Source organism: Segatella copri (genome assembly GCF_051861805.1).
Taxonomy (GTDB): Bacteria; Bacteroidota; Bacteroidia; order Bacteroidales; family Bacteroidaceae; genus Prevotella; species Prevotella copri_M.
The window spans coordinates 2835926-2860031 of record NZ_CP146520.1 but is presented as its reverse complement, the minus strand read 5'-3'; the positions used below and the strand labels follow the sequence as shown (position 1 = coordinate 2860031).

Below are 24106 nucleotides of genomic sequence, written 5' to 3'. Positions count from 1 at the left end.
AGATGCTTAGCCCACGATTTCGATGGTACTGCTCGAATTATTGCCTTCCTGGTTCACCCGAATCTGTACGGGGATACGTTCTTTGAGTTCTTCTACATGACTGATGATACCCACATGGCGTCCCGACTTGGAGTGGAGGCTGCGCAGGGTGTTGACGGCATGTTGCAGCGGTTCACCGCTCAGGGTTCCGAAACCCTCGTCGATGAAGAGGGTATCCACAGAGAGCTGGGTGCCGATGTCGCTGAGTGCAAGTGCCAGGGAGAGCGAGACGAGGAAGCTTTCACCTCCCGAAAGGGTGCTGGCGGCTCGGCTCACATAGCCCTGATAGGCATCTTCAAGAGATATGACGAAGGTGCCAGGTACCACCTTTAATATATAGCGGTCGCTGAGCGTTCGCATATATCCGTTGGCTGAGTGGATGAGGCTGGCGAGTACATAACTTTGGGCGATGCGACGGAACTTATTACCTGTGGCGTCGCCAAGAAGCTGGTTCAAACGGCTCCACTTTTCAAAGTCGGCTTTCTTCTGCGCTGATTCCTGCAGAAGTGAGCCGACTTTCGCTTTGTTGGAGCGGTCGATTTCCAGGTCTCTGATGATTCCGCCACGCTGGTTGCCCAATTCAGAAAGCTGGGCTTCGAGCGATGCGATGCTGGTAGAAATTCTTGTGTCTAAGGATTCTTCTTCAGACATCTTTTCTCCTATAGGCATCTTCTCTTCTTCATCAAACAAAGCATCATATTCTCCTGTATGGAGTTGATAAGCTTTTTCCAGTTCATCCCAAACCGTTTGTTTGCTGACCAACTGCTGTTTTATACGATTGATAGCTTCCGTCTTTTCGGCAATATCAGACTGTTGGAGGGTATCGAGTTGCTTCAAGAGGTTCTCATCCAGCAATATCTCCTGTTCTTTGTCAGAGAAATCTTTCAACATCTCCTGTTTTTTCTCCATGAATTCCTTCAGCCATTTCACGGTGTCTTCTTCCTTCTCTTTTGCCGCATTCATTTGTTGCAGGGCAGCCGTTATCTGGCTTTGCAATTCAGAAGCTCTGGTAAGTACTTTTGGAATACGTTTCAGCATCAGTGGCTCTTTTGAAGGTGTTCCCCAGGTTGGTATGAGCTTGATGATGGCATCCAGAGCAGCGGCAAGATTCTTGTTACCCTCTTCAAATTGCTTCAGTTCGGCTGCAAGTTTCTGCTGTTTCTCAGTGTTCATCTTGTAGGTGATTGCACCATCTTCAACCTCTTTTCCAAACTCGGTGAGCATTGTATGCCAATCATTCTGCCATGAAAGGTTTCCGGCTTCGCCAATCAGTAAATGGATATCTTGCAGTGCCTTCTTGCTGTTTTTGTTCTGTAAGGAAATCTGAGCTTCGATAACTTCAATACGATGCTGGGTATCATCCACTTTCTGCTGTGCGGCTAACATCCCATTTCTTTGCACTTCGTATTCCTGAAGTTTCTGGTCTCTGAGTGTTCTAAGCTTTTTAGCCTCTTTTTCCTTGGCTTCGGCTTCTGCAATTTGAGCAGATACCTTTTCAAGGTTTGCCCGAGTCTGTGCTTCGCCGTTTTCTCCTTCCGGAATCTTTTTGGCAGCTTCCTGGGCTTTTTGGGTAGCCTTGGCTAGCGATTCACAGCATTTGGCAAAGACCTTCTGTTCGTTGGCAAGACTGTTTTTTAAAGCCTTGATGTCAGAATCTATGGCATTTTGGCTTGTTAATATCTTGTTATATTCGTTCTCGGCATCCTTATAAAGTTTCTCTGCTTCTATAACCAGGGCATCGATATTGTCTTCGTGGGGCAGGGTATTTTCTATTCGCTGTTGGCAAACGGGGCAGGTGTCGCCTATTTGCAACTTCATTCTGATGCTTTTCGCCCATTTGTTGATACTTTCCCGTTGCTTTTCATACGCAAGCTGGAGGGCATTCTTTCGGATTTCTGCATCATGAGATTCCTGCGTTAAAACCTGTAACTGCTTTTCTTTTTCCTGGATAGAGTTTTGAAGTTGAACCAGATTCTCCTGCGAAAGGACGTGACGATTCTGCTCCTCGTGTAGGAGTTCGAGGAGATTCTTGGCTGCTTGAATGTCGTTAAGAAGCGTTTTGAGTGCTTCTTGTTGCTGGCGAAGCTGAGGCAAATGAAGGTGTTCCAGCTCAGTTTCTGCCTCCTGTGCCTTGATAACCTGTTGGTTATATGTTTTCTGGCATTCTTCGAGCATCGTCTTGGCATTCTCAAGCTTTGGCTGATACTGGGTGTTCAGTTCCTTCTTGATCTGATTGGCATACTGCAGATTGTTTGCTGCATCTTTCTTGTTCTTCAAAAATGATTCGATGAGCGTATTCAGGGTCTGTGCATTTTCGTAGAGATGCACTTTGGGTGCTTCTTGGGCCAGGTAGTCGTCTATCTTCTTGATAGATAAGGCGATGGTCTGCTCTTGCTGAAGCTCATAGCTTTGTGCTCCCTGAATCTGTCGGAATGTTTGCTCTAAAGATTGCAGTTGGTTTTCCTGTTGCAGGATGGTTTTAGCGCATGATGCAGCTTCGTTCATCTTGGCGCGAGCCTCGATGGTATGGTTCCAAAGGGCGATGGTTTGCTCTTGCTGTTGGGTTTCGTCGCTTTCGGCGATGGATTTCACATGTGCCAGATCTTCTTTTGCCTGCTCTTTCCGCTGACGGAAATCCTGTTCCCGCTGAAGCCAGCGAAGCTTTTTCTGCTCCTTTTCCAGGGTGTTTTTGATTTGCTGGCTTTGCTCATCCAGCTGTTGCAACTGGTTGCTTTTCTGGGCGATTTCTTCATCGTTCAGAATCTGAATGCCTTCAATCTTTTGTTGGGAATCCTCCCAAATCTTCTTTTTCTCTACAGTTTGCTCAAAGATTTTGGCTCCAATTCTAGAGTAGGCATCCACACCTGTGATTTTCTCCAGAATTTCGGCTTTCTCATCGTCCTTGCTGTTAAGAAATCGGGTGAACTCACCTTGTGCCAGGAGAGTGGTACGGCAGAATTGCTTGAAATCCAAACCGATGGCGAGGGCTATCTCCTCACGAATCTCCTTATCTTTGGTATAGGTAAAATCGGTATCCAGATTGCGGAGCGCCCATTTCTTGTTCTGTATCTTGCCCGTCACCTTGTTGCGGGCTCTTGCCACTGACCATTGTGCCTCGTAATGTACACCGTTGCTGCCTATAAAGGTAAGGCGCACGAAAGCTTCACCGGTATTGCGGCGCATCAGTTGCACTGGGTCTTTAATCTTGATATCTTTTTCGTTGTCACGCATTTCTCCCTGCATGCTCGTGTTTTCGAGACGGGGAGTGCTGGCATAGAGCGCCAGACAGATGGCATCGAGGAGGGTTGATTTGCCTGCACCCGTCTTTCCGGTGATGAGGAACACCTCGCTATCGGCTAGGGGCTGAGCCTCGAAGTCGATGGTTGCATCCTCGATAGAAGCGATGTTATGTATTTGGAGTTGTTGTAGAATCATATTGTTACAGTGAAGAGTAAAGAACTAAGTGTGAGGAATCAGAATCCCGGCACTTATAACTGTTCGGTTATTTCTTTAAACATTTCCTTGAGTTCATCATCGAAGGTAATGCCGCAATCTTCGGCGTATCGTCGGGCGATGTCGATAGGTGCTTCCGACTGGAATTCCCGTACGGTCATTGTTCGAGGTTGGGATGTTTCGGAATGTAGTTTTCTTCGGGTGTTGATGAGGCAGAAGCGGCATTGCTTATCCTTTACAAGTTGTGATGCCTCCTGGTTGGCTGCCACGGGAAGGAAATCTTCTACTTCCACATTCAGGCGGATATAGGCAGGGATATCAGAAGGGAAATCTTCCAAAAGCTTCTTTGCTTCATCCCAGGAAGTGAAGTTTCCTTGCAGGTTTTCAGAAGCGGGCAGGGTGACTAGTGGTTTAGGGTTTTCTATAGCAATCTTCTTGAGTTCCACTTCATCCCCATGCTTGCCGATGGTGATGAGACTCACACTATGCTCATAGTTCTCATCAAAACTTACAGCCATCGGACTTCCTGCATAGCGGATACGATGGTGGCTGCCATGAATCCACTGTTCATGGTGGATATGACCTAAGGCAAGATAATCATATCCTTCTCCCAAGTCGCTGATTTCCAAAGAATCTATTCCTCCTACAGTATATTCTGTAGCATTGTCGTGTCCCTTGAAATCGCAACCCTTTACGGTGGTATGCGCCATCATGATAACAGGAAGTTCCTTGTTCCTTTCTTTTACTTTATCTAGAATTTCCTGGAAGAATCCTTCGGGAATGCTTCGCTCGTAGCAGTAAGGAACGGCTACGATGTAACCCTTGATTTCGTCTTGCGGTTTCTTCTTCCCTTTTACTTCGATGATGTGATTTTCGGGATGCTCCTTGTCTATATTTCCAACAGAAAATACCTTTAATGCCTGCCAGGGAGTCTTGAAAATCTCGTGCTTGGTTCCGCTGTCATGATTGCCTGCGGTGATGACGATGGTCATGTCGGGATTTGCCTCGTGAACCTGCACGATGGCATCGGTGAACATCGTTTGTACGGCAGCTGAGGGCTGAGAGGTATGATATACATCGCCCGAGAGGAGAAACGCATCTGGCTTCTCCTCTCTTACGATGTCTATGATTTGAGCGAGCATGGCAGTCTGTTCTTCGGTACGGTCGAAGTTGTAGAGCGTATGTCCCAGATGCCAGTCGCTGGTATGTAAGATTTTCATATCAACTTTCTATAGTTTCTTAACTGCATCTTCCAATTGCTTCAGGGCTTGCTGGAGGATGCTTCTTGGTGTTGCCACATTCAGTCGCATGAAGCCTTCGCCGCCAGGACCAAACATTTCGCCATCGTTCAGTGCCAGGTGTGCCTTGTCGATGAAGAGGTCGAGGAGGGCATCGTGTGAAAGCTTCAGGTCACGGCAGTTGAGCCATACGAGGAAGGAAGCCTGTGGGCGCAGCGGACGGATGTCAGGGATATGCTCTCGGCAATAATCCTCTACGAATCGGATGTTGTCCTCTATGTAGGCAAGCATTGTCTTTCGCCATTCTTCTCCCTTGCGGAAGGCGGCAATGGTGGCAATAGGGGCGAACAGGGTTGGTTCGTCTAATTCGTTGGCAGACAACCATGTGTAGAACTTCCTGCGAAGCTGGTCGTTGGGAACAATGGCGTAACTGCTCACGATACCAGCGATGTTGAAGGTCTTGGATGGTGCCTGGAAGGTGATGCTGATGTCTCTTGCCTTGTCAGAAACCGAAGCGAATGGGATGTGCTTGTGTCCGAACAGAGCCATGTCCGCATGAATCTCATCGCTGATAACGAGCAGATGGTGCTCGTAGCAGAAGTCGGCGAGTTGCTGAAGGGTCTCCTTGCTCCAGGTGATTCCGCCCGGATTATGAGGGTTGCAAAGAATGAGTATCTTGCACTTTTCATCGCAAACTTTCTCCAGGTTTTCGAAGTCCATCTCGTAATATCCATCCTCCTTCATTTTCAGCGGATTGAAGACCACCTCTCTTCCGTTGCCCTCTGGAGTGAGGCGGAATGGGTGATAAACGGGTGGCTGGATGATGACTTTCTCATCAGGCCGGGTGAAGACATTCACCACGAGTCCGATACCTTTTACTATACCTGGAATGAAGCGGATCCACTCTCGCTTCACATCCCACTGGTGGTGGTCATGCACCCAGTCGATGATGCTAGGCAGATAATCGGCTGGCTCCATGGTGTAGCCGAAGAGCGAATGTTCCAATCGTGCCTTGAGGGCATCTGTGATGAATGATGGGGTCTCGAAATCCATATCGGCTACCCAAAGTGGCAGCAGGTCGTCGCGTCCCCAGCGAGGCAGCAGGGCACCATGTTTGAGGTCGTCGCTGCCCGAACGGTCTATTATCTTATCGAAATCGTACATGTTTTTACTTTGAACTTTGAGCTTTGAACATTGAACTTTATGATTAGCCTTTTTCTCTGACCTGTTAACTGTAAACTATTAACTATCAACTAAAAGAAGACTGTAAACTATCAACTATAAACTATCAACTTTCAACCGCCTGCTTGATGTCTTCGAAGAGGTCATCTACATATTCCAGACCTATGCTCAGTCGGATGGTCGTGTCCTTAACATCCATTGATCTACGCATGTTCTCAGAGAATGCACCGAAGATGGTGCTTGCCGGGTGGATGGCAAGAGAACGGTTGTCGAAGAGGTTGGTGGCACGATGGATGAGCTTCAGATTGTTGAGGAAGTTGAAGCATGCCTCCTTGCTCTCCAAGTCGATGCAGATCATGGCTCCTGCTGTTTTGCCAAACTGGCGCTGTGCCAACTCGTGATAAGGATTATCTTCCAAACCTACATAGTTCACATATTGAATTTGTGGCAGAGTGCGCAACTTCTTGGCGAGTTCCAGGGCGTTGCTGCTCTGTACACGATAGCGGGCATCGAGCGTTTCGAGTCCGATGGTCTGCATATAGGCTACCTGTGGTGTCATGTAGGCACCGAAGTTGAAGAGCATCTCACCGTAGAGACGTTTGGCGAAGTCGCCATTGAAAGGGGTTCCGTAGTCGATGACCAGACCGCCGAGTGAAGTAGCACCACCGCTTACATACTTGGAACTGGAAACCACCTCGATATCCACGCCCAAGTTCTTTGCTGAAAATTGGGTGAAAGGAATCACGGTAGAATCTACCACCAAAGGCACATTCTTCTCGTGAGCCACTTCTGAAATAGCCTTCAAATCGGCAACCTCCAACTGTGGGTTGGTCAGAATTTCAAGGAATACGCAACAGGTATCGTCGTCGATAGCCTCACGCACAGCCTCGATATTGGTTAAATCGCGTAGGCGGACCTTTACGCCAAAACGGCGCAGGGTAGCCACGAGCAGCGCATAGGTATTACCGAAGAGATGCTTAGAGGTGACGATGTTTTTGCCTTGTGCCGCCAGCGACATGAGGGTATTGCTGATGGCAGCCATGCCTGAGTTGAACGCAGTGGCGTGAGCGGCATCAGTCAATGCAGCCACACGGCGCTCCAGATTGGTAACCGTAGGGTTTTCTACTCGGGAGTAATCTGGAGCCTTGATTTTGTCTGTAAATGCCTCCGACATGATGGCAGCATTGTCAAACTCGTAGGCGAGGGTGTTATATACTGGCACGCTCAGCGAATCGTAGGCATCGCGGCGCTCATACTCCAAATGAATGGCTTGGGTCTGTTTCTTCATTTTATCCTATATATATATGATAATGTGTATTTATTAATCTTTTGCATCAAGCAATCGAAGAGTGTATTGAACAATCTTTTGGGTTGTTTCTCGCTTCTATCTATTTTGACTGCAAAATTACAAAAAAAACTCTAGTTTTCCTATATAAATGTTAGATATTTTGTTTAAAAAGATATAATATTGGTAGGTTTTCTTTCTTTTCTGGGGATGAAGTAGCAGGAAATTCTATTTTTTGCAGTACCTTTGTACCCATGAAGAAAAAAAAGTTGATTATAATAGCTTTGAGTATGCTGATGGTACTTCCAGTTTACTCCCAGGACAAGCGTTATCATGGCGATGGCATTGATGATGTTCTTCGCTTTGTTCCTACCATTGCCGTCTTTGGATTGAAGGCGTGTGGAGTGGAGGCTGAAAGTACTTGGCAGCGAAGAATCGGTGCCCAGGTACTGGCATTTGGTGTGAATGCTGCCGTGACATATTCACTGAAGCATGCTATCCATGAAAAACGTCCAGATGGAACGGACAATCATTCGTTTCCTTCGGGGCATACCTCTGTCGCCTTTTCTGGAGCCACGGTCCTGATGCATGAATACCGCAAGGTGTCGCCTTGGATTGGTGTGGCAGGTTATGCTGTGGCTACTACCGTGGCGGTGGATAGAGTAAGACGAAATCGCCATCACTGGGGTGATGTAATGGCAGGTGCCGCCATTGGTGTAGCTTCTGCTGAGGCTGGCTATCTGCTGGGTGACTGGCTTCTAGGAAAGAAAAAAAAGAAGGCAAAGGAAATGGATGGGGAGTTGGAAATGAAGAATGGGGTGAATGATAATCTCAGTCTTTCTGTTGCTCCTACAGGCATCGAATTTGCCATCAAACTATAATGCTTTTTGAAAGAGGAAAAAATTGAATCGAACAGATAAAAGATATACATAAAATCATGATGAAAACAACAACCATGAGCCTTAAGGCTCTTACTTTTAGCGTTGCTCTCTGTGCTTCGCTCGGCTTGTCGCTTTCTGCGAATGCCGAGACCATCGAAGTGCAGAAGCTGAAGCATGCCGGCCCTTATCCTGTGGCTACCCCTTGGATGGCGGATAGCGTAAATGTGAAGGGGGAGAAATTTTCGATGGAGAGTGTGCTTGACTCTCCACTTTCGTTTACTTTATTGAATAATGGAAAAGAGGTGGCTGCATCCCAGCTTTTAGCGGATAGCAAGCAGAATGCAATTCACCTGGCTTCTTTCACCATATCAAATACCAGCCGTACCAAGGCTACTATCGAGGTGAAGGGCTTGAAGCAATATCGCCTCTTCGTTGATGGAGAGCAGGTGACCGTGAATGGCGACAAGGCAGAAACTACCTTAATGCCATCTAGTCATACAGTGGTGATTAAGTACCTCACTGAGTCATCTGACAAGGATTTCAAGATCAGCATTACCGCAACCGATGGCAAGCAGCTCAGCGTAGGAGAATCTGCTGCCAGCACCAAGCGCGCATTCAATATATACGATGTGATCTGCATGCCTAACTACGCAAGTGTTCAGATGTCGCCGAACGGCAAGTTTATGATAGTGCGCAAGACTTGGGTAGATAGACAGGGCAAGAATCATAGCATCAACGAATTGCGAAACAGTCAGACCAACAAGGTGGTAGCTTCTTTCGAAGAGAGCGTAAGATGGATGCCTCGTACCAACAAGATGTACTTTACCCAGAAGGCGAGCGACAGCTCTATTGCCGGCGAAGGCAAGGCAGATGGCGAGCTGCAGCTCATCACCATCAATCCGCTCAATATGGATCGCGAAGTGTTGGCGGCCAATATTCCAGACGGATGGTTCCAGTTTACTCCCGATGAGAAGACGCTTATCTACACTCTTTATACCGAGGGCAGAAAGAAAGATGCGCAGGTGTATGATGTGAAGGAGCCTGATGACCGTCAACCAGGATGGCGAAGCCGTAGCTATCTTGCCAAGTTTGATTTGGCGTCGGGTGTTCTCCAGCCGCTCACTTTCGGCTATCACAACGTCTATCTCAGCGATATTTCTGCAGATTCCCGCTATCTGCTCATCGGCAAGAGCGAGGAACGCCTTACCAAGCGTCCAACCACTCTTAATTCCTACTATCGTCTCAATCTCAATGATATGAGTGTAGAGACTTTGATAGAGAAGGGTGAATTCCTGAATGGTGCCCAGTTCTCGCCTGATGGCAAGAGCATTCTCGTTACGGGTTCGCCTGAGGCATTCGGTGGTATCGGAAAGAATGTAGAGGAGGGACAGATTCCAAGTATGATTGATACCCAGCTCTATCTGATGACTCTTGCGGATAAGAAGGTTCGTCCGCTGACCAAGGATTTCAATCCGAACGTGCAGAGTGTGGATTGGAGTAAGGCAGATGGCAACATCTACTTTACGGCAGAAGATAAGGATTGCATGCATCTCTTCCAGCTCAATCCGAAATCAGGCAAGTTTACATTGCTCAAGACTCCAGAGGAGAACATCAAGAGCTTCTCTGTTGCATCATCTGCTACGGAAATGGCGTTCTCCGGACAGAGCGCATCCAATGCCGACCGACTCTACAAGATGAATCTGAAGGCGCAGAAGTCTCAGCTTGTTGATGATCTCAGTGCCCGTTTGTTGAAGAATATCGAGTTGGGCGAGTGCAAGGCTTGGAATTTCGTGAACTCTCGTGGCGACACGCTTTGCTGCCGTTACTATCTGCCACCTCATTTCGATGCATCGAAGAAGTATCCGATGGTGGTGAATTACTATGGCGGATGTAGTCCTACTACCCGAATGTTCCAGAGCCGCTATCCTCATCATGTATATGCTGCGATGGGTTATGTGGTGCTGGTAGTGAATCCGAGCGGAGCTACTGGTTTCGGTCAGAAGTTTTCTGCCCGTCATGTGGATTCTGCAGGTGAGGGTGTGGCAGAGGATATCATCTCCAGCACCCAGGCTTTCTGCGATGAGCATAGTTTTGTGAACAAAAAGAAGATAGGTTGCATCGGTGCCAGCTATGGCGGTTTCATGACGCAGTATCTTCAGACCAAGACCGACCTCTTTGCAGCGGCTATCTCGCATGCAGGCATCAGCGACCATACCAGCTATTGGGGTGAAGGTTATTGGGGCTACAGTTACAGCGAGGTTTCCATGGCTAACGAGTATCCTTGGACCAACAAGCATCTCTTCGTAGATCAGAGTCCACTTTATAATGCAGATAAGATTCATACACCATTGCTTTTTGTTCACGGAACTGCCGATAACAATGTGCCTGTGGGCGAGAGTATCCAGCTCTATACGGCATTGAAACTCCTCGGTCGTCCTACGGCGATGGTGTTGGTAGATGGTCAGGACCATCACATCATCGATTATGAGAAGCGCCTCAAGTGGCAGGATACCATCTTCGCCTGGTTCGCCAAGTGGCTGCAGGATGATGGCAGCTGGTGGAAGGAAATGTATGGTGAGGAAAAAATGTAGTTAATGCCTGGCTAGCGAAAAGCTGGCTTCGGTCTTTATAAAACAAAAGAGATTATATTCCTGCTTTGTGGGGAATATAATCTCTTTTTGTGTTCTTGCTTGTTGCAAGTATAATCTCTTTTCAATATTCTTATTTCTTGTTACTTAGTGTAATGGCTAAGGAAATGAACGCAAAGGTAATGCCCACGATGCAGACTCCTAGCCAGTTGGCGCGGGTCCATACGTATCCGGCACAGAAAGTGCCGAGCGAACCGCCAATGAAATAGGTTGTCATGAAGATGGTATTGGCACGGTTGGATGCCTGTGGAATCTCCTGCAGACAACCGCTCTGATTGCTGAGCTGCTGGCATTGCAGACCTATGTCAACCAGAATGATGGCTGCGATGAGTCCTGCATAGGTGTCGCCGAAGAGCAAGGCTATTCCCCAGGCCATAATCTGCATGCCTGCTCCAAGCAGGCTGAATTTATGAATGCCGAACTTAGGAACCAGCTTTCCTACGCCACTTGCCGCCATGGCTCCCATGATTCCGCAAAGTCCTAGCATTCCCACCATGTCGCTGCCTGCACTGAAAGGTGGCTGGGCAAGATGAAAGGCGAGGCAGGACCAGATGGCCATCATGCTGCCGAAACCGAAGGCGGCACGGATGGAGTAGATGCGGATGGAAGGGTGGAGGATGAAGATTTCTGCCACGGTGGTCATCAGTCCTCTGTAGGTACCCACATAGTTGCGCTTCATCTCTGGCATCATCAATAGCATCACGCCCATGCAGGCAATCATGACGAGGGCGGCAATGAAAAACATCTCCCGCCATCCCAGCCATTCGCCGATGTAGCCGCTGATTACTCGCGAGGCAAGAATACCCGTGAGCAGTCCGGAGAGTACAATACCCATATTCCTGCTCTTGTTCTTGGGCTCAGAAAACTGTCCTGCTATCGGGATGAAGAACTGCGGAATCACGGAACAGGCACCAATCAGCAACGAAGCTCCCCAGAGCATCCATACGTTTTGCGCTACAGCCATCACGATGGCCATCACGGCTGCAATGGTCATATTCGCAAGGATGAGCTTCTTGCGTGAGAACATGTCACCCAGGGGAATGAGAAAAAACAATCCCAGTGCGTAACCTATTTGGGTAATCACGGTGATGAGGTTGGCGCTTTGCTCGGTAATGCCCAGATCATGACGGATCAGTTCGAGAAGCGGCTGATTGTAGTAGCAGTTGGCTACGGTGAGTCCTGCGATGATGGCCATCATCAGGAGAATGCTGCGGGGAATGCCCCGATTTTCTTTTAGCTGTATCATCTTTGTTTGTTTATGATTCTGTTTCTGAGGGCAAAGTTACTAAAAAGTTCTCGGCTAGCAAAGTTTTTGGGCTCGATTTCTTGGAAAAATCATCTCTCTTCTTGAAAAAATCATCTCTCTTCGATGAAAAAGTTGCTCTCTTTGAAGAAAAGTTTCTGCTCTTTTTCTCGCGCGTACCTTATTATATGTATCATCCCTCACTTCGGCAGGGGTGTTGGCGCACACCTTTGTTACGCTAAAAAACACCGAAAAGTGTTAATTTTGGGCTGTTCCCGAGCACACTAAAAACTTTAACCTTTGTTAACACTTTGTAATCGGTTGAATATCAGTTGTTTGTAATTTTGTTACAAAATGCCCCTAAAAAAAAACACAAAAAAAAGTACGCCGTATCAAAAAAATGCTTACCTTTGCATCAGTTTTAATAAACGAATGATTGTTTTACAGATTTAAAAAGCAAAGAAAATGAAGAAATTAGTTTTTATGTTCGTAGCTATCGCAGCTATCTCTTTCGCATCATGTGGTAACAAAACAGCTCAGAACACAGCTTCTGCTGATTCTGACACAGCTCAGGTAGACACAACTGCTGCTGTTGATTCAGCTGCTACTGATTCAGCTGCTACTGATTCAGTTAAGTAATTTAGAATTACTTACGAACGAAAAAATGAGAGAAACAACCGCTGGACTTCGGTCTAGCGGCTTTTTCGTTTTATAGCCCCTGGGGTATAAAAGCAATCAACAATGCGCCCTGAACCAACGGTCACCGGCCGAAGGGAAAGGTAAAGGGCAAAAGCTTAAAAGAAACAAAGAAAAAGATAAATATATGATAGATTCAAGTGCCTTCCAAGGCAAAAAGGCTGCCTATTATACTTTGGGCTGCAAACTCAACTTCTCGGAAACTTCTACTTTTGGCAAGATGCTCGAAGATATGGGCGTCATTACTGCTCAGAAGGGGGAGAAAGCAGACATTTGTCTCATCAATACCTGTTCGGTGACAGAAGTTGCCGACCATAAGTGCCGTCAGGCCATTCATCGCATGGTGCGCCAGAACCCTGGTGCCTTCGTTATCGTTACCGGCTGCTATGCGCAGTTGGAATCGGAGAACGTGAGTAAGATTGAGGGTGTTGACCTGGTGCTCGGAGCCAATGAGAAGGCACACTTGATTCAATATCTCAGCGATGCGTGGGCTAAGAAATTTGCTGCAGAGAACGGACTCTCTGCCAACGGAGAGAATCTGGAGCCTTCAGATTCAGCGCTTCATCAGCACCACAGCGTGAAGACCAAGGAAATCAAGACCTTCCAGCCTTCATGCTCCCGTGGTAACCGCACCCGCTATTTCCTGAAGGTACAGGATGGCTGCAACTACTATTGCACCTATTGCACCATTCCTTTCGCCCGTGGCAACTCCCGCAACCCAAGCATCGAGTCGCTTGTGGCTCAATGTGAGCAGGCGGCAGCCGAGGGTGGTAAGGAAATCGTGATTACCGGTGTGAACATCGGTGATTTCGGTCAGACCACCCACGAACGATTCCTCGACCTCGTGAAGGCGATGGATCAGGTGGAGGGTATCAAGCGTTATCGTATCTCCAGTCTGGAACCAGACCTTTGCGATGACGATCTCATTGCCTATTGCGCAGAGAGCCGTGCCTTCATGCCTCACTTCCACATCCCATTGCAGAGTGGAAGCGACGAGGTGCTCAAGCTGATGCACCGTCGTTACGACAAGGCGCTCTTCGCCCACAAGGTGAACCTCATCAAGGAAAAGATGCCTGATGCCTTTATCGGTGTAGATGTGATGGTGGGTTGTCGTGGCGAGACCCCAGAGTGCTTTGAGGAATGCTATGAGTTCCTGAAGAGTCTGCCTGTTACGCAGCTCCATGTGTTCCCATATTCCGAGCGTCCAGGAACTGCTGCCTTGAAGATTCCATACGTGGTAGAGGAGAAGGAAAAGAAGTTGCGCTCTAAGCGCCTTTTGGAGTTGAGCGACCAGAAGACTCAGGAGTTCTATGCCCAGTATATCGGTACGGAAGCTGAGGTTCTTTTTGAAAAAGCACCAAGAGGCAAGGCAATGCATGGTTTCACCAGGAACTATGTTCGTGTAGAACTTTCACCAGCTCTCGCCAAGGAGGAATACGATAACCAGCTTATCAAGGTTCGTCTGGGAGATTTCAATCACGACAAGACGGCGTTGAAGGGGGAGATTGTTGATAGTTTATAGTTGATAGTTTATAGCTCAAAGGCTGATTATCAAGTTAAAAGCTAATATTCAAGGCTAATCATAAAGTTCAAAGCTCAAAGTTTAAAGTTCAAAGCTCAATGTCATTGTACAACGATTTTGGAACATGGATCAGGAAGCAGTTTCCTGATTTCCGCGTTCAGAAGATTTCGATAGACGCTGGGTTCTCCTGTCCGAATAGGGATGGGAGAATATCGAGCGGTGGTTGCACTTATTGCGACAACCGGACGTTCAACCCTAGCTATTGCGACCGGAAGAAGTCGATAACGGAGCAGTTGGAGGAGGGCAAGGCCTTCTTCTGCAGAAAATATCCGGATATGAAGTATCTGGCTTACTTCCAGGCTTACACCAATACCTATGCTAAGGTGGAACTCCTCAGGCAGATGTACGAGGAGGCATTGCAGGTGGAGGATGTGGTGGGAATCGTGATAGGAACCCGCCCCGACTGCATGAGCGATGAACTGCTGGATTATCTGGAGGAGTTGAACCGGCGCACCTTCGTTCTCGTGGAGTATGGTATAGAAAGCGCCAACGATGAGACCCTGAAGAGAATCAATCGCGGTCACGACTTTGCCTGCTGCCGTGATGCTGTGGAGCGAACCCATGCCAGGGGAATCCTGACGGGAGCTCATATCATCATCGGTTTGCCTGGCGAGGACGCAGAAGAGAGCCTCAGGCAGGCTCCCATCATCTCATCCCTCCCTATCGACATCTTGAAGATTCATCAGATGCAGATTATCAGGGGAACCCGGTTGGCACAGGAATATGCAGAGCATCCCTTCCATGTCTATACGGTGGAGGAATACATAGATGTCATCGTAAAGTATATCCGGCTGCTCCGCAAAGACCTGGTGCTGGAGCGATTCGTCAGTCAATCGCCAAAAGATCTGCTTATCGCACCTAAATGGGGACTCAAGAACTACGAGTTTACCAATCTCCTGAATAATAAATTAAAGAGTTTATTATAAAAGTATGGCAAAAGTTGCAATCGTAATATTAAACTGGAACGGGCAGCAGATGCTTGCCAAGTATCTGCCTAATGTCGTGGAGTATTCACGGCAGGATGCCGAGATATGGGTGGCGGACAACAGTTCGTCAGACCAATCCATGCTCCTCTTGGAAACCCAGTTTCCTCATGTCAAGACCATCGTCCTGGAGCAGAACTTCGGTTTTGCCGAGGGCTACAATCGGGCATTGAAGGAGATAGAAGCCGAATATTATGTGCTTCTGAACAGTGATGTAGAGGTTTCGCATCATTGGCTCACTCCGCTCATTGAGTTCATGGATTCCCATCCGCAGGTGGCAGCTTGCCAGCCTAAGCTCCTGGCGGAATACGACAAGGATAGTTTCGAATATGCCGGGGCTTGTGGTGGATTCCTCGATAAGTATGGTTACCCGTTCTGTCGGGGCCGCATCTTCGATACCGTGGAGCGTGACAATGGTCAGTATGATTACCAGCAGGAAGTGCTCTGGGCCACAGGTGCCTGCATGATGATCCGTTCCAAGGATTATTGGGAGGCTGGCGGCTTGGATGGTCGCTTCTTCGCCCACAATGAGGAGATAGATCTCTGTTGGCGATTGCGCCTGATGGGTAGAAAAATCTATTGCATTCCCGAGAGCGAAGTATATCATGTGGGTGGTGGAACCTTGCCGAAAAGTAATCCGATGAAGACCTATCTGAATTTCAGAAACAATTTAACGATGCTTTATAAGAATCTGAGTGATAGAGATTTGAAACATGTCATGAGAGTGAGATGGTTCTTGGATTATCTGGCTGCTTTCGAGATGCTCATCCTGAAACACAACATGGGTGACCTCAAGGCTATTTTCAAGGCCCGCAAGGCTTTCCAGACATGGAAGCATGATTTCGATGAAGACCGCAAGAAGATTCAGGCGAATAGAGTAGCGGGCGAAATCCCTCAGGTTTTCGACTGTTCCATCCTTTGGCAGTACTACGCTAAGGGCAAGAAAATCTTCTCGAAGTTGTAAGATTACATAAACAAACTTAAAATAAGAATCTATGATGAAGAAACAAATGATGATGGCGCTGGTATCGCTGATGACCTTATCAGCCCAGGCTCAGGCGAATTTCGAAGTGTCGGTATCTAACCCTTCCAAATCGGCTAAGACCGATGCTCCGGTGGTTATCGACCTCAGTAAGTTAGGATCCATTGGCGCTATTCAGCGTGCCGTGGTTAAGGTGGATGGCAAGGAGATTCCTTCCCAGCTCGACGACACCAATCGCGATTGCACCAACGATGAGCTCTGTTTCCTGGTTGACCTTGGCAAGAAGGAGACCAAGACCTATCAGGTTCAGCTCTATCAGGATGGCGAGCAGGCACAGTATCCGGCCCGTACCTTTGCCGAACTTTGCTTGCCTAGCAAGAACAAGAAGTTGGCAAAGAACAAGCAGGACATCTATCTGCGCAGCATCTCTTTCGACAAGAAGACCAAGGATGTGTATCACTACGTGCATTCTCATGGCGTCTGCTTCGAGAGTGAACTGGTTGCCATGCGTGTATATTTCGACAATCGCCAGACCATCGACCTCTATGGCAAGATTAACAAGGGACTGGTTGTCTATGATACCCAGTTCTATCCATCCGAAGAACAGCTTCAGGCTGGTTCTGGCGACGACTGCCTTTGGGTAGGCAACACCTACGGATTGGGCGCCCTGCGTGGATGGGACGGCAAGAATCAGCTGCATCTCAACGATGTGAAGTATCAGGAGCAGCGGGTTATCTCCGAAGGTCCGCTCCGTGCCATCGTCGAAGTGGTGGATAATGGTTGGGTACCAGCTCCGGGTTTGAAGCCTGTGAATGCCACTATCCGTTACACCATCTATGCCGGTCATCGCGATTTTGATGTAGATGTGTTCTTCAACAAGGATGCTTCCGATTATCAGTTTGCCACAGGTCTTATCAATGTGAAGGGCTCCAGCGAGTTTGCTGATGGCAAGGGATTGCGTGGCTGCTACGGAAGCGACTGGCCAACGGGCAAGGATGACGGCAAGCATAAGCTGGAGACTGTGGGCTTGGGAATCTACGTGCCACAGTCGGCATTGGTTAGCCAGGAACCAGCCAACAAGGATTGCTATACCCAGGTGGTGAAACCTACTGGTAATAAGCTGAGCTATAAGCTTGCTTATACTAGTGCCAACGAAACCTATGGCTTTAAGGGCGAGAAGGAGTGGTATCAGTGGTTGAAGGATTGGAAGAAGCAGATAGAAGAGCCTGTCAAGGTGGCTGTTTCCTGCAGCATCCGATAATAGACTTATTGCAGCATCCGATCATTAAAATATTGCGCAAATAGCCAATAATGAGCAAAAAGAAAGTCTTATTTGCCCATTATTGGCTTTTTTGTTAATGAATTTAGAGTAAAACCCATCTTTTTTCACGGATGAGTTTGATTTTTTAGCAAAAATACTTGGTAATTTAAATAATTTTTAGTATTTTTGCAGTCGTAACTTGAAGAATGTGAATTATCGTGAAAAAGATATTTGATTATATTGTCATATTAGCAATCATACTGCTTTGTTCGGCTTGCGAGTTTAAGTTCAAGCCGAATGAGGAAGCCGATGCTGTACCTCTCACGGTGCAGCGCTACGACCGCTTGCAGAGCAGATACCTCACTACAGGTGATTTTTCAGCCCTTCAGCAGATGAACACCGATTATCCGATAGAAACCCGTACGCTGATTGAGAAGATGCTGCAGTTGGGCACCATCACTGATGCCAACATCAGCAACCGTTTCCTGATGTTCTATCAGGATTCCACCCTGCAGGCTCTGATAGCCGATGCAGAGGCGGAATACGCCAACATGGATGATATCAATGACCAGCTCAAGAAGGCGTTCGGCCGTTTGCACGATTGGATTCCAGAACTTCCTCAGCCTTATTTCTATGCCCAGATAGGTGCCTTAGACCAGAGCATTGTGGTGGGTGAGCATTCTGTGGGCATCTCGCTCGATAAGTATATGGGCCCGGATTATCCGCTCTACAAGAAGTTCTATACAGTCCAGCAGCGCAGCACCATGCAGCGCCAGTATATCGTGCCCGATTGTCTTACCTTCTATCTGCTCAGCAACTATCAGATGAAGAACTTTGATACCCGTGCGCAGTTGGACCGTGACCTTCACATGGGCAAGATTATGTGGGCTGTGAACAAGGCGATGGGCAAGGATGTGTTCGAAACCAAGTATGTGAAGACTATCCAGGCTTTTGTGAAGCGTAATCCGAAGATTACCGTGAAGGAGTTGCTTCAGGATGAAGACTATTCGCCTATTGAGGCGTTGCACAAGGATTAGTCTGTTTCACAAGGATTAGTCCGTTTCACGTAGTTTAGGAAAGCGCAAGGGCTTCAACGCATTCCATCAGGGATTAAATGATAGAGTAAACAACATAAAGTATTCATATAATACATGAAAAGATTTTCAGTTTTAATTGCAAGTATCATGATGGTATCAGCAATGCAAGCGGCAGAGAAGCTCGATCTGAAGGCTATTACCTCCGGCGAATTCTCTGCCTCATACGTTACCGGTATCAACCCTATCGAGGGAACCGATCTCTATGCTTCTATCAGCAATGACGGAAAGCAGATTGTTAGTTATTCGTTCAAGACGGGTAAGCAGGTGGCTGTGCTCTTCGACGTAGATGCTGCCAAAGCGCCTATGCAGAGTGTTGAGGGCTATGTCATCAGTCCTGATGGCAAGAAGATGCTTATCTTCACCAAGCGCAAGGCGGTGTATCGCCGTTCGTTCAAGGCTGAGTATTTCATCTACAACATTGCTTCGAAGACCATCAAGAAACTCTCTGAGGGCGAGAACCAGCAGGTGGCTACCTGGTCGCCAGACTCCCGCCACGTGGCTTTCGTCAAGGACAATAACATCTTCGTTACCGATGGCGAGAAGGAAGTACAAGTAACCAAGGATGGTAAGTTCAATGAAATTATCAATGGTATTCCTGATTGGGTTTACGAGGAGGAGTTTGCCTTCAACCGTGCCTTTGCATGGAATGCGGATGGAACATCCATCGGATGGATCCGTTTCGACGAGAGCCATGTGAAGACCTATTCGCTCCAGCTCTTCGAGGGTTCAAATCCTACCAGAAAGGAGTTTCACGACTATCCGGGCGAGTATTCCTATAAATATCCTAAGGCAGGACAGGATAATTCCAAGGTGAGCCTCTGGAGCTACGATATGAAGTCGGGCAAGACCATCGCTCTGGATGTGCCTGTAGATGCTGACGGCTATTATCCTCGCATCAAGACTTCTCCTGATGCCAACAGCCTCATCGTCTATACGATGAATCGCCATCAGGACGATATGCGCCTCTATTCCGTAAATCCTTTCACCGGTAAGAGCAAGCAGCTCATCCAGGAAATCGTTCCTAAGTTTGTGAAGGAAGAAGTGGTAGAGAACAGCATCGTGGGCAAGAAGAACATCCTGCTTCCTAGCGACCGCGACGGCTATATGCACCTCTATCTCTACGATATGAACGGCAAACTGATCCGTCAGGTGGAGAAGGGTAACTATGATGTGACTGCCATCTACGGTATGGACGAGAAGACGGGCGACGTTTATTTCCAGGCAGCCATGCTCAATGCGCACGACCGCCAGGTGTATGTGGCTCACAAGAACGGAAAGGTGGAACGACTCACTTCTCAGGAGGGTTCCAACTCGGCTTATTTCTCGGGCGATTACCGCTATTTCGTGAACAACTGGAGCAGCTACAGTCATCCATACGTCTACACCGTCCGCAACAATAAGGGAAAGGTGATCAAGACCTTGGAAGACAATAAGGAGTTGATTGAGAAGACACAGAAGTACAACTGGGGCAAGCGTGAGACTTTCTCCTTTACCACTTCCGAGGGCGTGAAGCTCGATGGTTGGATGGTGAAGCCTGTAGATTTCGACGCCAGCAAGAAATATCCAGTCATCCTCTTCCAGTATTCGGGTCCTGGCAGTCAGCAGGTGCTCAATGCCTGGAGCACAGGTAGCATGGGTTCCGGCGGAGCCTTCGATTACTATCTGGCACAGGAGGGATTCATCGTGGCTTGCGTGGATGGACGTGGTACAGGCGGACGTGGCGCGGAGTTTGAGAAGTGTACCTATCTTACCCTTGGCGATCTGGAGTCTAAGGATCAGGTGGAGACTGCTCTCTACATGGGTAGCCTTCCATACGTGGATAAGAACAACATCGGAATCTGGGGATGGAGCTATGGTGGTTTCAACACCCTGATGAGTATGAGTGAGGGTCGCCCTGTGTTCTATGCAGGTGTAGCCGTAGCGCCTCCTACCTGCTACCGTTACTACGATTCTGTTTATACCGAGCGCTATATGCGTACTCCGAAGGAGAACGAGAAGGGTTATAACGACAATCCTATCGAGCGTGCCGGCAAGCAGCATGGAGCCCTGCTCCTCTGTCATGGTGTGGCTGATGACAATGTGCATCCGCAGAACACCTTTGAGTATGCTGAGGCCTTGGTGCAGGCAGACAAGGATTTCAAGGAGATTTGGTACACCAATCGTAACCATGGCATCTCTGGCGGCAACACCCGTAATCATCTGCTTCGCCAGATTACAGACTGGTTCAAGACTCACCTGAATAAATAAGGGTGAGCTTGTGCCATAGGCAATGAATATAAACGATAAAAAACTATAGCATGAAAACAAAGAAAGGTTTTAATCTTCGCCAGGTGTGCGGAGAAAACGTGATAGTGGCAGAAGGTGCTGAGAACATCGATTTCAGCAGCATCATCAGCATGAACGAGAGTTCTGCTTATCTCTGGAACAGCATCCAGGGCAAGGAGTTCGACAAGAACAATCTGGTAGAGTTGCTTACCCAGGAATATGAGGTTGATGCTGATACGGCAGCCAAGGATGTAGAAGCACTCGTGGCGCAGTGGATGAAGGCTGGCATTATCGAGTAAAATAGATATTTATAAAAAATGGGCAATCCTACAAGACGAGGATTGCCCATTTTTTATTTCTTATATTTTCCATTCCATATCTTCCATGCTGCCAGCAGATAGCGGCGGATAGGGAAGAGGCGGGTCCACATTCTGGAGTAGATGCGCCATTTCAGGGCGTCTGTCCTGTCGATGGATTTCCTTCCTTTTCTGTAGAAGCCTATCACGGCACCCCTTACATCTTTTCTTTGGCAGACTTCCACACCGAAGTTGCCGTCGCCTCTCAGCGTCACCTTTTCTCCCTCTACCTTCACGATACGATGGAGCACGTAATGATGGGGTTTTACTTCTGCAAGTACGGCATTTCCTTCTACCACGTCTTCCAGCGTGGCTTTGCGGAGCAGCGCCTTGTCGCGGTTGTCTTCCAGGAAGGGACGCATCGAATAGCCGCGAAGTGGAAGTGTCACCGTATGACCTTCTTCCAGAAGTCGGGCTGTAGCCTCAACCAGACTTTCCTTCACGCTGATAGCTCTGTTGCAAACCAGTGCTGCCTCTTTGTCGGGCAGGCAGTGGAGGGTGTAGATTCCTATGGATTCTATCACCTTGGTGATGGTGGCACAGATGCGGTCATAGATGTCCTTGTCCCATTTCATGCTAGAGCAGGCAGGCAAGAGCGATGCGAAGGCTGCCACGGGCGAGAGCTTATCCACTGAGTTTTCTTCAGCCCTGTCGATGCGGGTGATGGCACCCAGCGGAGCCTTCACGTTGCGATAGCAAGGCGTCTTGCCGCTCCATGGACTTCCGAAGATGTAAACCTTGCCCCCGATGATTCGCAGGATTGGATTGTCATCGTTCATCAGGTCGCAGCCCTTCAGATGTCTCAGCCAGAGACTCACGTGCGTGCTCTTTCCAGTTCCACTCTTGGCGATGAACGCATAGCCGTAGCCATTCTGGCGAACCAGGGAAGCATGAAGCATCAGCGTGTCGTATGGGCAGGATGAAAAGGCGTAGATGAGCATCAGCGTGTTGTTAAGACCGAATCGGCGCATGTTCATGCTGCCGTTAAGCGCACAGTGGCATTCGCTGAAGTCGGCGTTGGTAATGACCAGTGCACAGTCGGCATCATAGATGTCGCGGATGATAAACTGGTATCCGCCATTGTCGAGCTTGTCAACCAAGGTATGTCCGCTGCCAGTATCAAAGTTTCTGATTCGTTCGCGTTTTTCCTTGGGATAAGGTCGGGTACTGTCATCTACGGTAAGGTGGAATAAAATCGAGCCCTTCGGAGCAGAAACTCTGAAGGGTTCGAATGATTCTATGAGTCGCTCGTCGTTGGTGGCAGATTCTGCGAACTGTATCAGCATGTCCAACTCGGCGACGCGGTAAAAATTGTCTTTCATTTTTTCGGTTTGCTATAGGGTAGCTGCTTTTTTACTTGGATTTGGCATTCTTGGCTTCCGCCTTAGCTTCCGCTTTCTGCTTTTTTGCATCTGCCTTCTGCTTTTTTGCTTCCGCCTTCTGCTTCTTCACCTCTTCCTTAGCCTTCATCTTTGCTTCCTTACGCTCCTGCTTGGTCATTGGTTCCTCCATATTGTCAGGAGTGATAGGCTTGAAGGTGAACTTGTTCTCGTCCACGCTCTTCACCTGCCATGGTGAAGGAAGTTCCTTTGGCTTTTCTCCGCTCTTCAGGCGCTTGGCCTTTGTCTTCTTGGTGTAGCGCTCGTAGAGCTTGGTCCACTTTTTCTCTGCCTTCTTGAAGTTGCGGTCGAACATCACGATGCAGGTTCTCTTAGGCTCGCCGATTGACTCCAGGTAATCACGAAGCTGGAAAGAGTAGTTGTCTCTGCCTTCCAGAAACAGGTTCTTATGGCTGAGATATACGGAATCTACTTTCTGAACGCTGGTGATGTACACGGTAGAGTCGTTGAACGACGATGCAAAACCAAACATATATGCAGTCGTTGGTTCAACCTTTGCCTGTGCTGCAAGCGAAGAGATGGCTACGATGGCCAGTGCTAATGCAATTCTTAATACTTTCATTTCTTATTTTTCTTCTACTGATATTTTTAAAGCCGTCGTCCCACCTAAATCTAAACAGGTTGCCCTATTTCTGAAAAACAGGTTGTCCTATCTTCCCAAGTAGGATTTCAGCAGTTGGTTATTCGTGTTGTGTCTGATTCGGCGAATGGCTTTTTCCTTAATTTGGCGCACTCGTTCCCGGGTCAGATTATATTTTGTTCCTATCTCATCAAGCGTCAGCTCCGGTTCTCCGATGCCGTAAAAGGCTCTCATCACCTTCTGCTCACGTTCGGTGAGGGTCAGGATTACTCTTTCAATTTCCTTGTGCAGGGATTCTCTGTCCAGCTGGTAGTCTGTACTTGGGGCATCACCCGAAGTATAGTAGTCCATCATGCTGCTGTCCTCGCCGTCGGCAATGGGAGCATCCATGCTTACATGGCGTGAGTTTGCCTTCAGGGCGTCACTGATCTTGTCTTCCGGCAGGTCTACACGTTCGGCTATCTCGTCAACGCTGGGTTTGCGTTCGTGTTCCTGCTCAAACTTGTTGAGTTCCTTCGCTATCTTGTTTACGCTTCCCACCTGGTTGAGTGGAAGGCGCACTATTCTGCTCTGCTCGGCTATTGCCTGCAGAATGCTCTGGCGAATCCACCATACGGCGTAGGAGATGAACTTGAAGCCGCGGGTTTCATCGAATTTCTGGGCAGCTTTGATAAGACCTACGTTGCCCTCATTGATAAGGTCGGGTAAGCTGAGTCCCTGATTTTGATACTGCTTAGCCACAGATACCACGAAACGCAAGTTTGCCTTGGTTAATCTCTCTAGAGCTCTCTTATCACCTTCCCTTATTTTCTGCGCGAGTTCCACCTCTTCCTCTGTGGTGAGAAGGTCCTCGTGTCCAATTTCTTGGAGATACTTTTCTAACGATGCGCTTTCGCGATTCGTTATCGATTTTGAAATTTTTAGTTGTCTCATGG

Annotated in this window: 17 protein-coding genes and 1 pseudogene; 10 read left to right on the top strand and 8 right to left on the bottom strand. The window is 48.0% G+C overall.

The genetic code is table 11. The features are described 5' to 3' along the window. Positions 1–6: 6 nt before the first annotated feature. From V8Z93_RS11310 to V8Z93_RS11295, 4 genes are all read right to left on the bottom strand, one after another. Positions 7–3474, bottom strand: coding sequence for an AAA family ATPase (locus tag V8Z93_RS11310; protein WP_439431548.1), 3468 nt, complete (start codon positions 3472–3474; stop codon positions 7–9). A gap of 53 nt (positions 3475–3527) precedes the next feature. Beyond that, complete coding sequence (locus tag V8Z93_RS11305) at positions 3528–4712, bottom strand: metallophosphoesterase family protein (protein WP_439431547.1); 1185 nt, start codon at positions 4710–4712, stop codon at positions 3528–3530. A gap of 9 nt (positions 4713–4721) precedes the next feature. Then, positions 4722–5894: a MalY/PatB family protein gene (locus V8Z93_RS11300; protein ID WP_439431546.1), complete on the bottom strand. Its 1173-nt coding sequence runs from the start codon at positions 5892–5894 to the stop codon at positions 4722–4724. Positions 5895–6018: 124 nt separating this feature from the next. Further along, the gene (locus V8Z93_RS11295; RefSeq protein ID WP_439431545.1) at positions 6019–7200 is read right to left on the bottom strand and encodes a trans-sulfuration enzyme family protein; all 1182 of its coding nucleotides are present in this window, start codon (positions 7198–7200) and stop codon (positions 6019–6021) included. A gap of 251 nt (positions 7201–7451) precedes the next feature. Here V8Z93_RS11295 and V8Z93_RS11290 point away from each other — a divergent pair, with 251 nt between their 5' ends. After that, a complete protein-coding gene (locus V8Z93_RS11290; protein ID WP_439431544.1) occupies positions 7452–8078 on the top strand; it encodes a phosphatase PAP2 family protein in 627 nt (208 codons plus the stop codon). 56 nt (positions 8079–8134) lie between these two features. Next, positions 8135–10669 (top strand): prolyl oligopeptidase family serine peptidase, encoded by a 2535-nt coding sequence (locus V8Z93_RS11285; protein WP_439431543.1) that lies wholly within the window; start codon positions 8135–8137, stop codon positions 10667–10669. A 130-nt stretch (positions 10670–10799) separates the two neighbouring features. Here V8Z93_RS11285 and V8Z93_RS11280 read toward each other — a convergent pair whose 3' ends face one another. Then, positions 10800–11972 carry an MFS transporter gene (locus V8Z93_RS11280; RefSeq protein WP_439431542.1) on the bottom strand — a complete coding sequence of 391 codons (1173 nt, stop codon included), beginning with the start codon at positions 11970–11972 and terminating at the stop codon, positions 10800–10802. A 462-nt stretch (positions 11973–12434) separates the two neighbouring features. Between V8Z93_RS11280 and V8Z93_RS11275 the strand changes: the two genes are divergently transcribed. The 8 genes from V8Z93_RS11275 to V8Z93_RS11240 all read left to right on the top strand — a co-directional run bounded on the left by V8Z93_RS11275 (position 12435) and on the right by V8Z93_RS11240 (position 21134). Continuing rightward, positions 12435–12608, top strand: coding sequence for a PG1828 family lipoprotein (locus V8Z93_RS11275; RefSeq protein ID WP_203041021.1), 174 nt, complete (start codon positions 12435–12437; stop codon positions 12606–12608). Positions 12609–12792: 184 nt separating this feature from the next. Further along, entirely contained in the window at positions 12793–14187 is a 1395-nt protein-coding gene (gene mtaB, locus V8Z93_RS11270) for a tRNA (N(6)-L-threonylcarbamoyladenosine(37)-C(2))-methylthiotransferase MtaB (RefSeq protein WP_439431541.1), read from the top strand. Positions 14188–14285: 98 nt separating this feature from the next. Further along, positions 14286–15173, top strand: coding sequence for a TIGR01212 family radical SAM protein (locus V8Z93_RS11265; RefSeq protein WP_203041019.1), 888 nt, complete (start codon positions 14286–14288; stop codon positions 15171–15173). Between the two features lie 4 nt (positions 15174–15177). Next, positions 15178–16194 carry a glycosyltransferase family 2 protein gene (locus V8Z93_RS11260; protein ID WP_439431540.1) on the top strand — a complete coding sequence of 339 codons (1017 nt, stop codon included), beginning with the start codon at positions 15178–15180 and terminating at the stop codon, positions 16192–16194. A gap of 31 nt (positions 16195–16225) precedes the next feature. Further along, positions 16226–17473, top strand: a complete 1248-nt coding sequence (locus tag V8Z93_RS11255) for a DUF4861 domain-containing protein (protein WP_439431539.1) — start codon at positions 16226–16228, stop codon at positions 17471–17473. 218 nt (positions 17474–17691) lie between these two features. Further along, the gene (locus tag V8Z93_RS11250; RefSeq protein ID WP_203049609.1) at positions 17692–18510 is read left to right on the top strand and encodes a gliding motility protein GldB; all 819 of its coding nucleotides are present in this window, start codon (positions 17692–17694) and stop codon (positions 18508–18510) included. A gap of 114 nt (positions 18511–18624) precedes the next feature. Then, positions 18625–20817, top strand: coding sequence for a S9 family peptidase (locus tag V8Z93_RS11245; RefSeq protein WP_439431538.1), 2193 nt, complete (start codon positions 18625–18627; stop codon positions 20815–20817). A gap of 50 nt (positions 20818–20867) precedes the next feature. Beyond that, a complete protein-coding gene (locus V8Z93_RS11240; protein ID WP_217764011.1) occupies positions 20868–21134 on the top strand; it encodes a PqqD family protein in 267 nt (88 codons plus the stop codon). Between the two features lie 500 nt (positions 21135–21634). Here the strand turns inward: V8Z93_RS11240 and V8Z93_RS11235 are convergent. From V8Z93_RS11235 to V8Z93_RS11225, 3 genes and pseudogenes are all read right to left on the bottom strand, one after another. Then, a pseudogene (locus V8Z93_RS11235) lies at positions 21635–22513 on the bottom strand (hypothetical protein); the annotation flags it as partial. 31 nt (positions 22514–22544) lie between these two features. Beyond that, positions 22545–23153: a hypothetical protein gene (locus V8Z93_RS11230; protein ID WP_203049606.1), complete on the bottom strand. Its 609-nt coding sequence runs from the start codon at positions 23151–23153 to the stop codon at positions 22545–22547. An 87-nt stretch (positions 23154–23240) separates the two neighbouring features. Then, a complete protein-coding gene (locus V8Z93_RS11225; protein WP_203049605.1) occupies positions 23241–24104 on the bottom strand; it encodes a sigma-70 family RNA polymerase sigma factor in 864 nt (287 codons plus the stop codon). Between the last annotated feature and the right edge of the window lie 2 nt (positions 24105–24106).

Coding starts and splice junctions, on each gene's coding strand:
- V8Z93_RS11240 (WP_217764011.1), top strand. CDS start 20,868: ATGAAAACAAAGAAAGGTTTTAATCTTCGCCAGGTGTGCGGAGAAAAC.
- V8Z93_RS11310 (WP_439431548.1), bottom strand. CDS start 3,474: ATGATTCTACAACAACTCCAAATACATAACATCGCTTCTATCGAGGAT.
- V8Z93_RS11285 (WP_439431543.1), top strand. CDS start 8,135: ATGATGAAAACAACAACCATGAGCCTTAAGGCTCTTACTTTTAGCGTT.
- V8Z93_RS11230 (WP_203049606.1), bottom strand. CDS start 23,153: ATGAAAGTATTAAGAATTGCATTAGCACTGGCCATCGTAGCCATCTCT.
- V8Z93_RS11280 (WP_439431542.1), bottom strand. CDS start 11,972: ATGATACAGCTAAAAGAAAATCGGGGCATTCCCCGCAGCATTCTCCTG.
- mtaB (WP_439431541.1), top strand. CDS start 12,793: ATGATAGATTCAAGTGCCTTCCAAGGCAAAAAGGCTGCCTATTATACT.
- V8Z93_RS11290 (WP_439431544.1), top strand. CDS start 7,452: ATGAAGAAAAAAAAGTTGATTATAATAGCTTTGAGTATGCTGATGGTA.
- V8Z93_RS11265 (WP_203041019.1), top strand. CDS start 14,286: ATGTCATTGTACAACGATTTTGGAACATGGATCAGGAAGCAGTTTCCT.
- V8Z93_RS11255 (WP_439431539.1), top strand. CDS start 16,226: ATGATGAAGAAACAAATGATGATGGCGCTGGTATCGCTGATGACCTTA.
- V8Z93_RS11275 (WP_203041021.1), top strand. CDS start 12,435: ATGAAGAAATTAGTTTTTATGTTCGTAGCTATCGCAGCTATCTCTTTC.
- V8Z93_RS11305 (WP_439431547.1), bottom strand. CDS start 4,712: ATGAAAATCTTACATACCAGCGACTGGCATCTGGGACATACGCTCTAC.
- V8Z93_RS11295 (WP_439431545.1), bottom strand. CDS start 7,200: ATGAAGAAACAGACCCAAGCCATTCATTTGGAGTATGAGCGCCGCGAT.
- V8Z93_RS11245 (WP_439431538.1), top strand. CDS start 18,625: ATGAAAAGATTTTCAGTTTTAATTGCAAGTATCATGATGGTATCAGCA.
- V8Z93_RS11260 (WP_439431540.1), top strand. CDS start 15,178: ATGGCAAAAGTTGCAATCGTAATATTAAACTGGAACGGGCAGCAGATG.
- V8Z93_RS11300 (WP_439431546.1), bottom strand. CDS start 5,894: ATGTACGATTTCGATAAGATAATAGACCGTTCGGGCAGCGACGACCTC.
- V8Z93_RS11225 (WP_203049605.1), bottom strand. CDS start 24,104: ATGAGACAACTAAAAATTTCAAAATCGATAACGAATCGCGAAAGCGCA.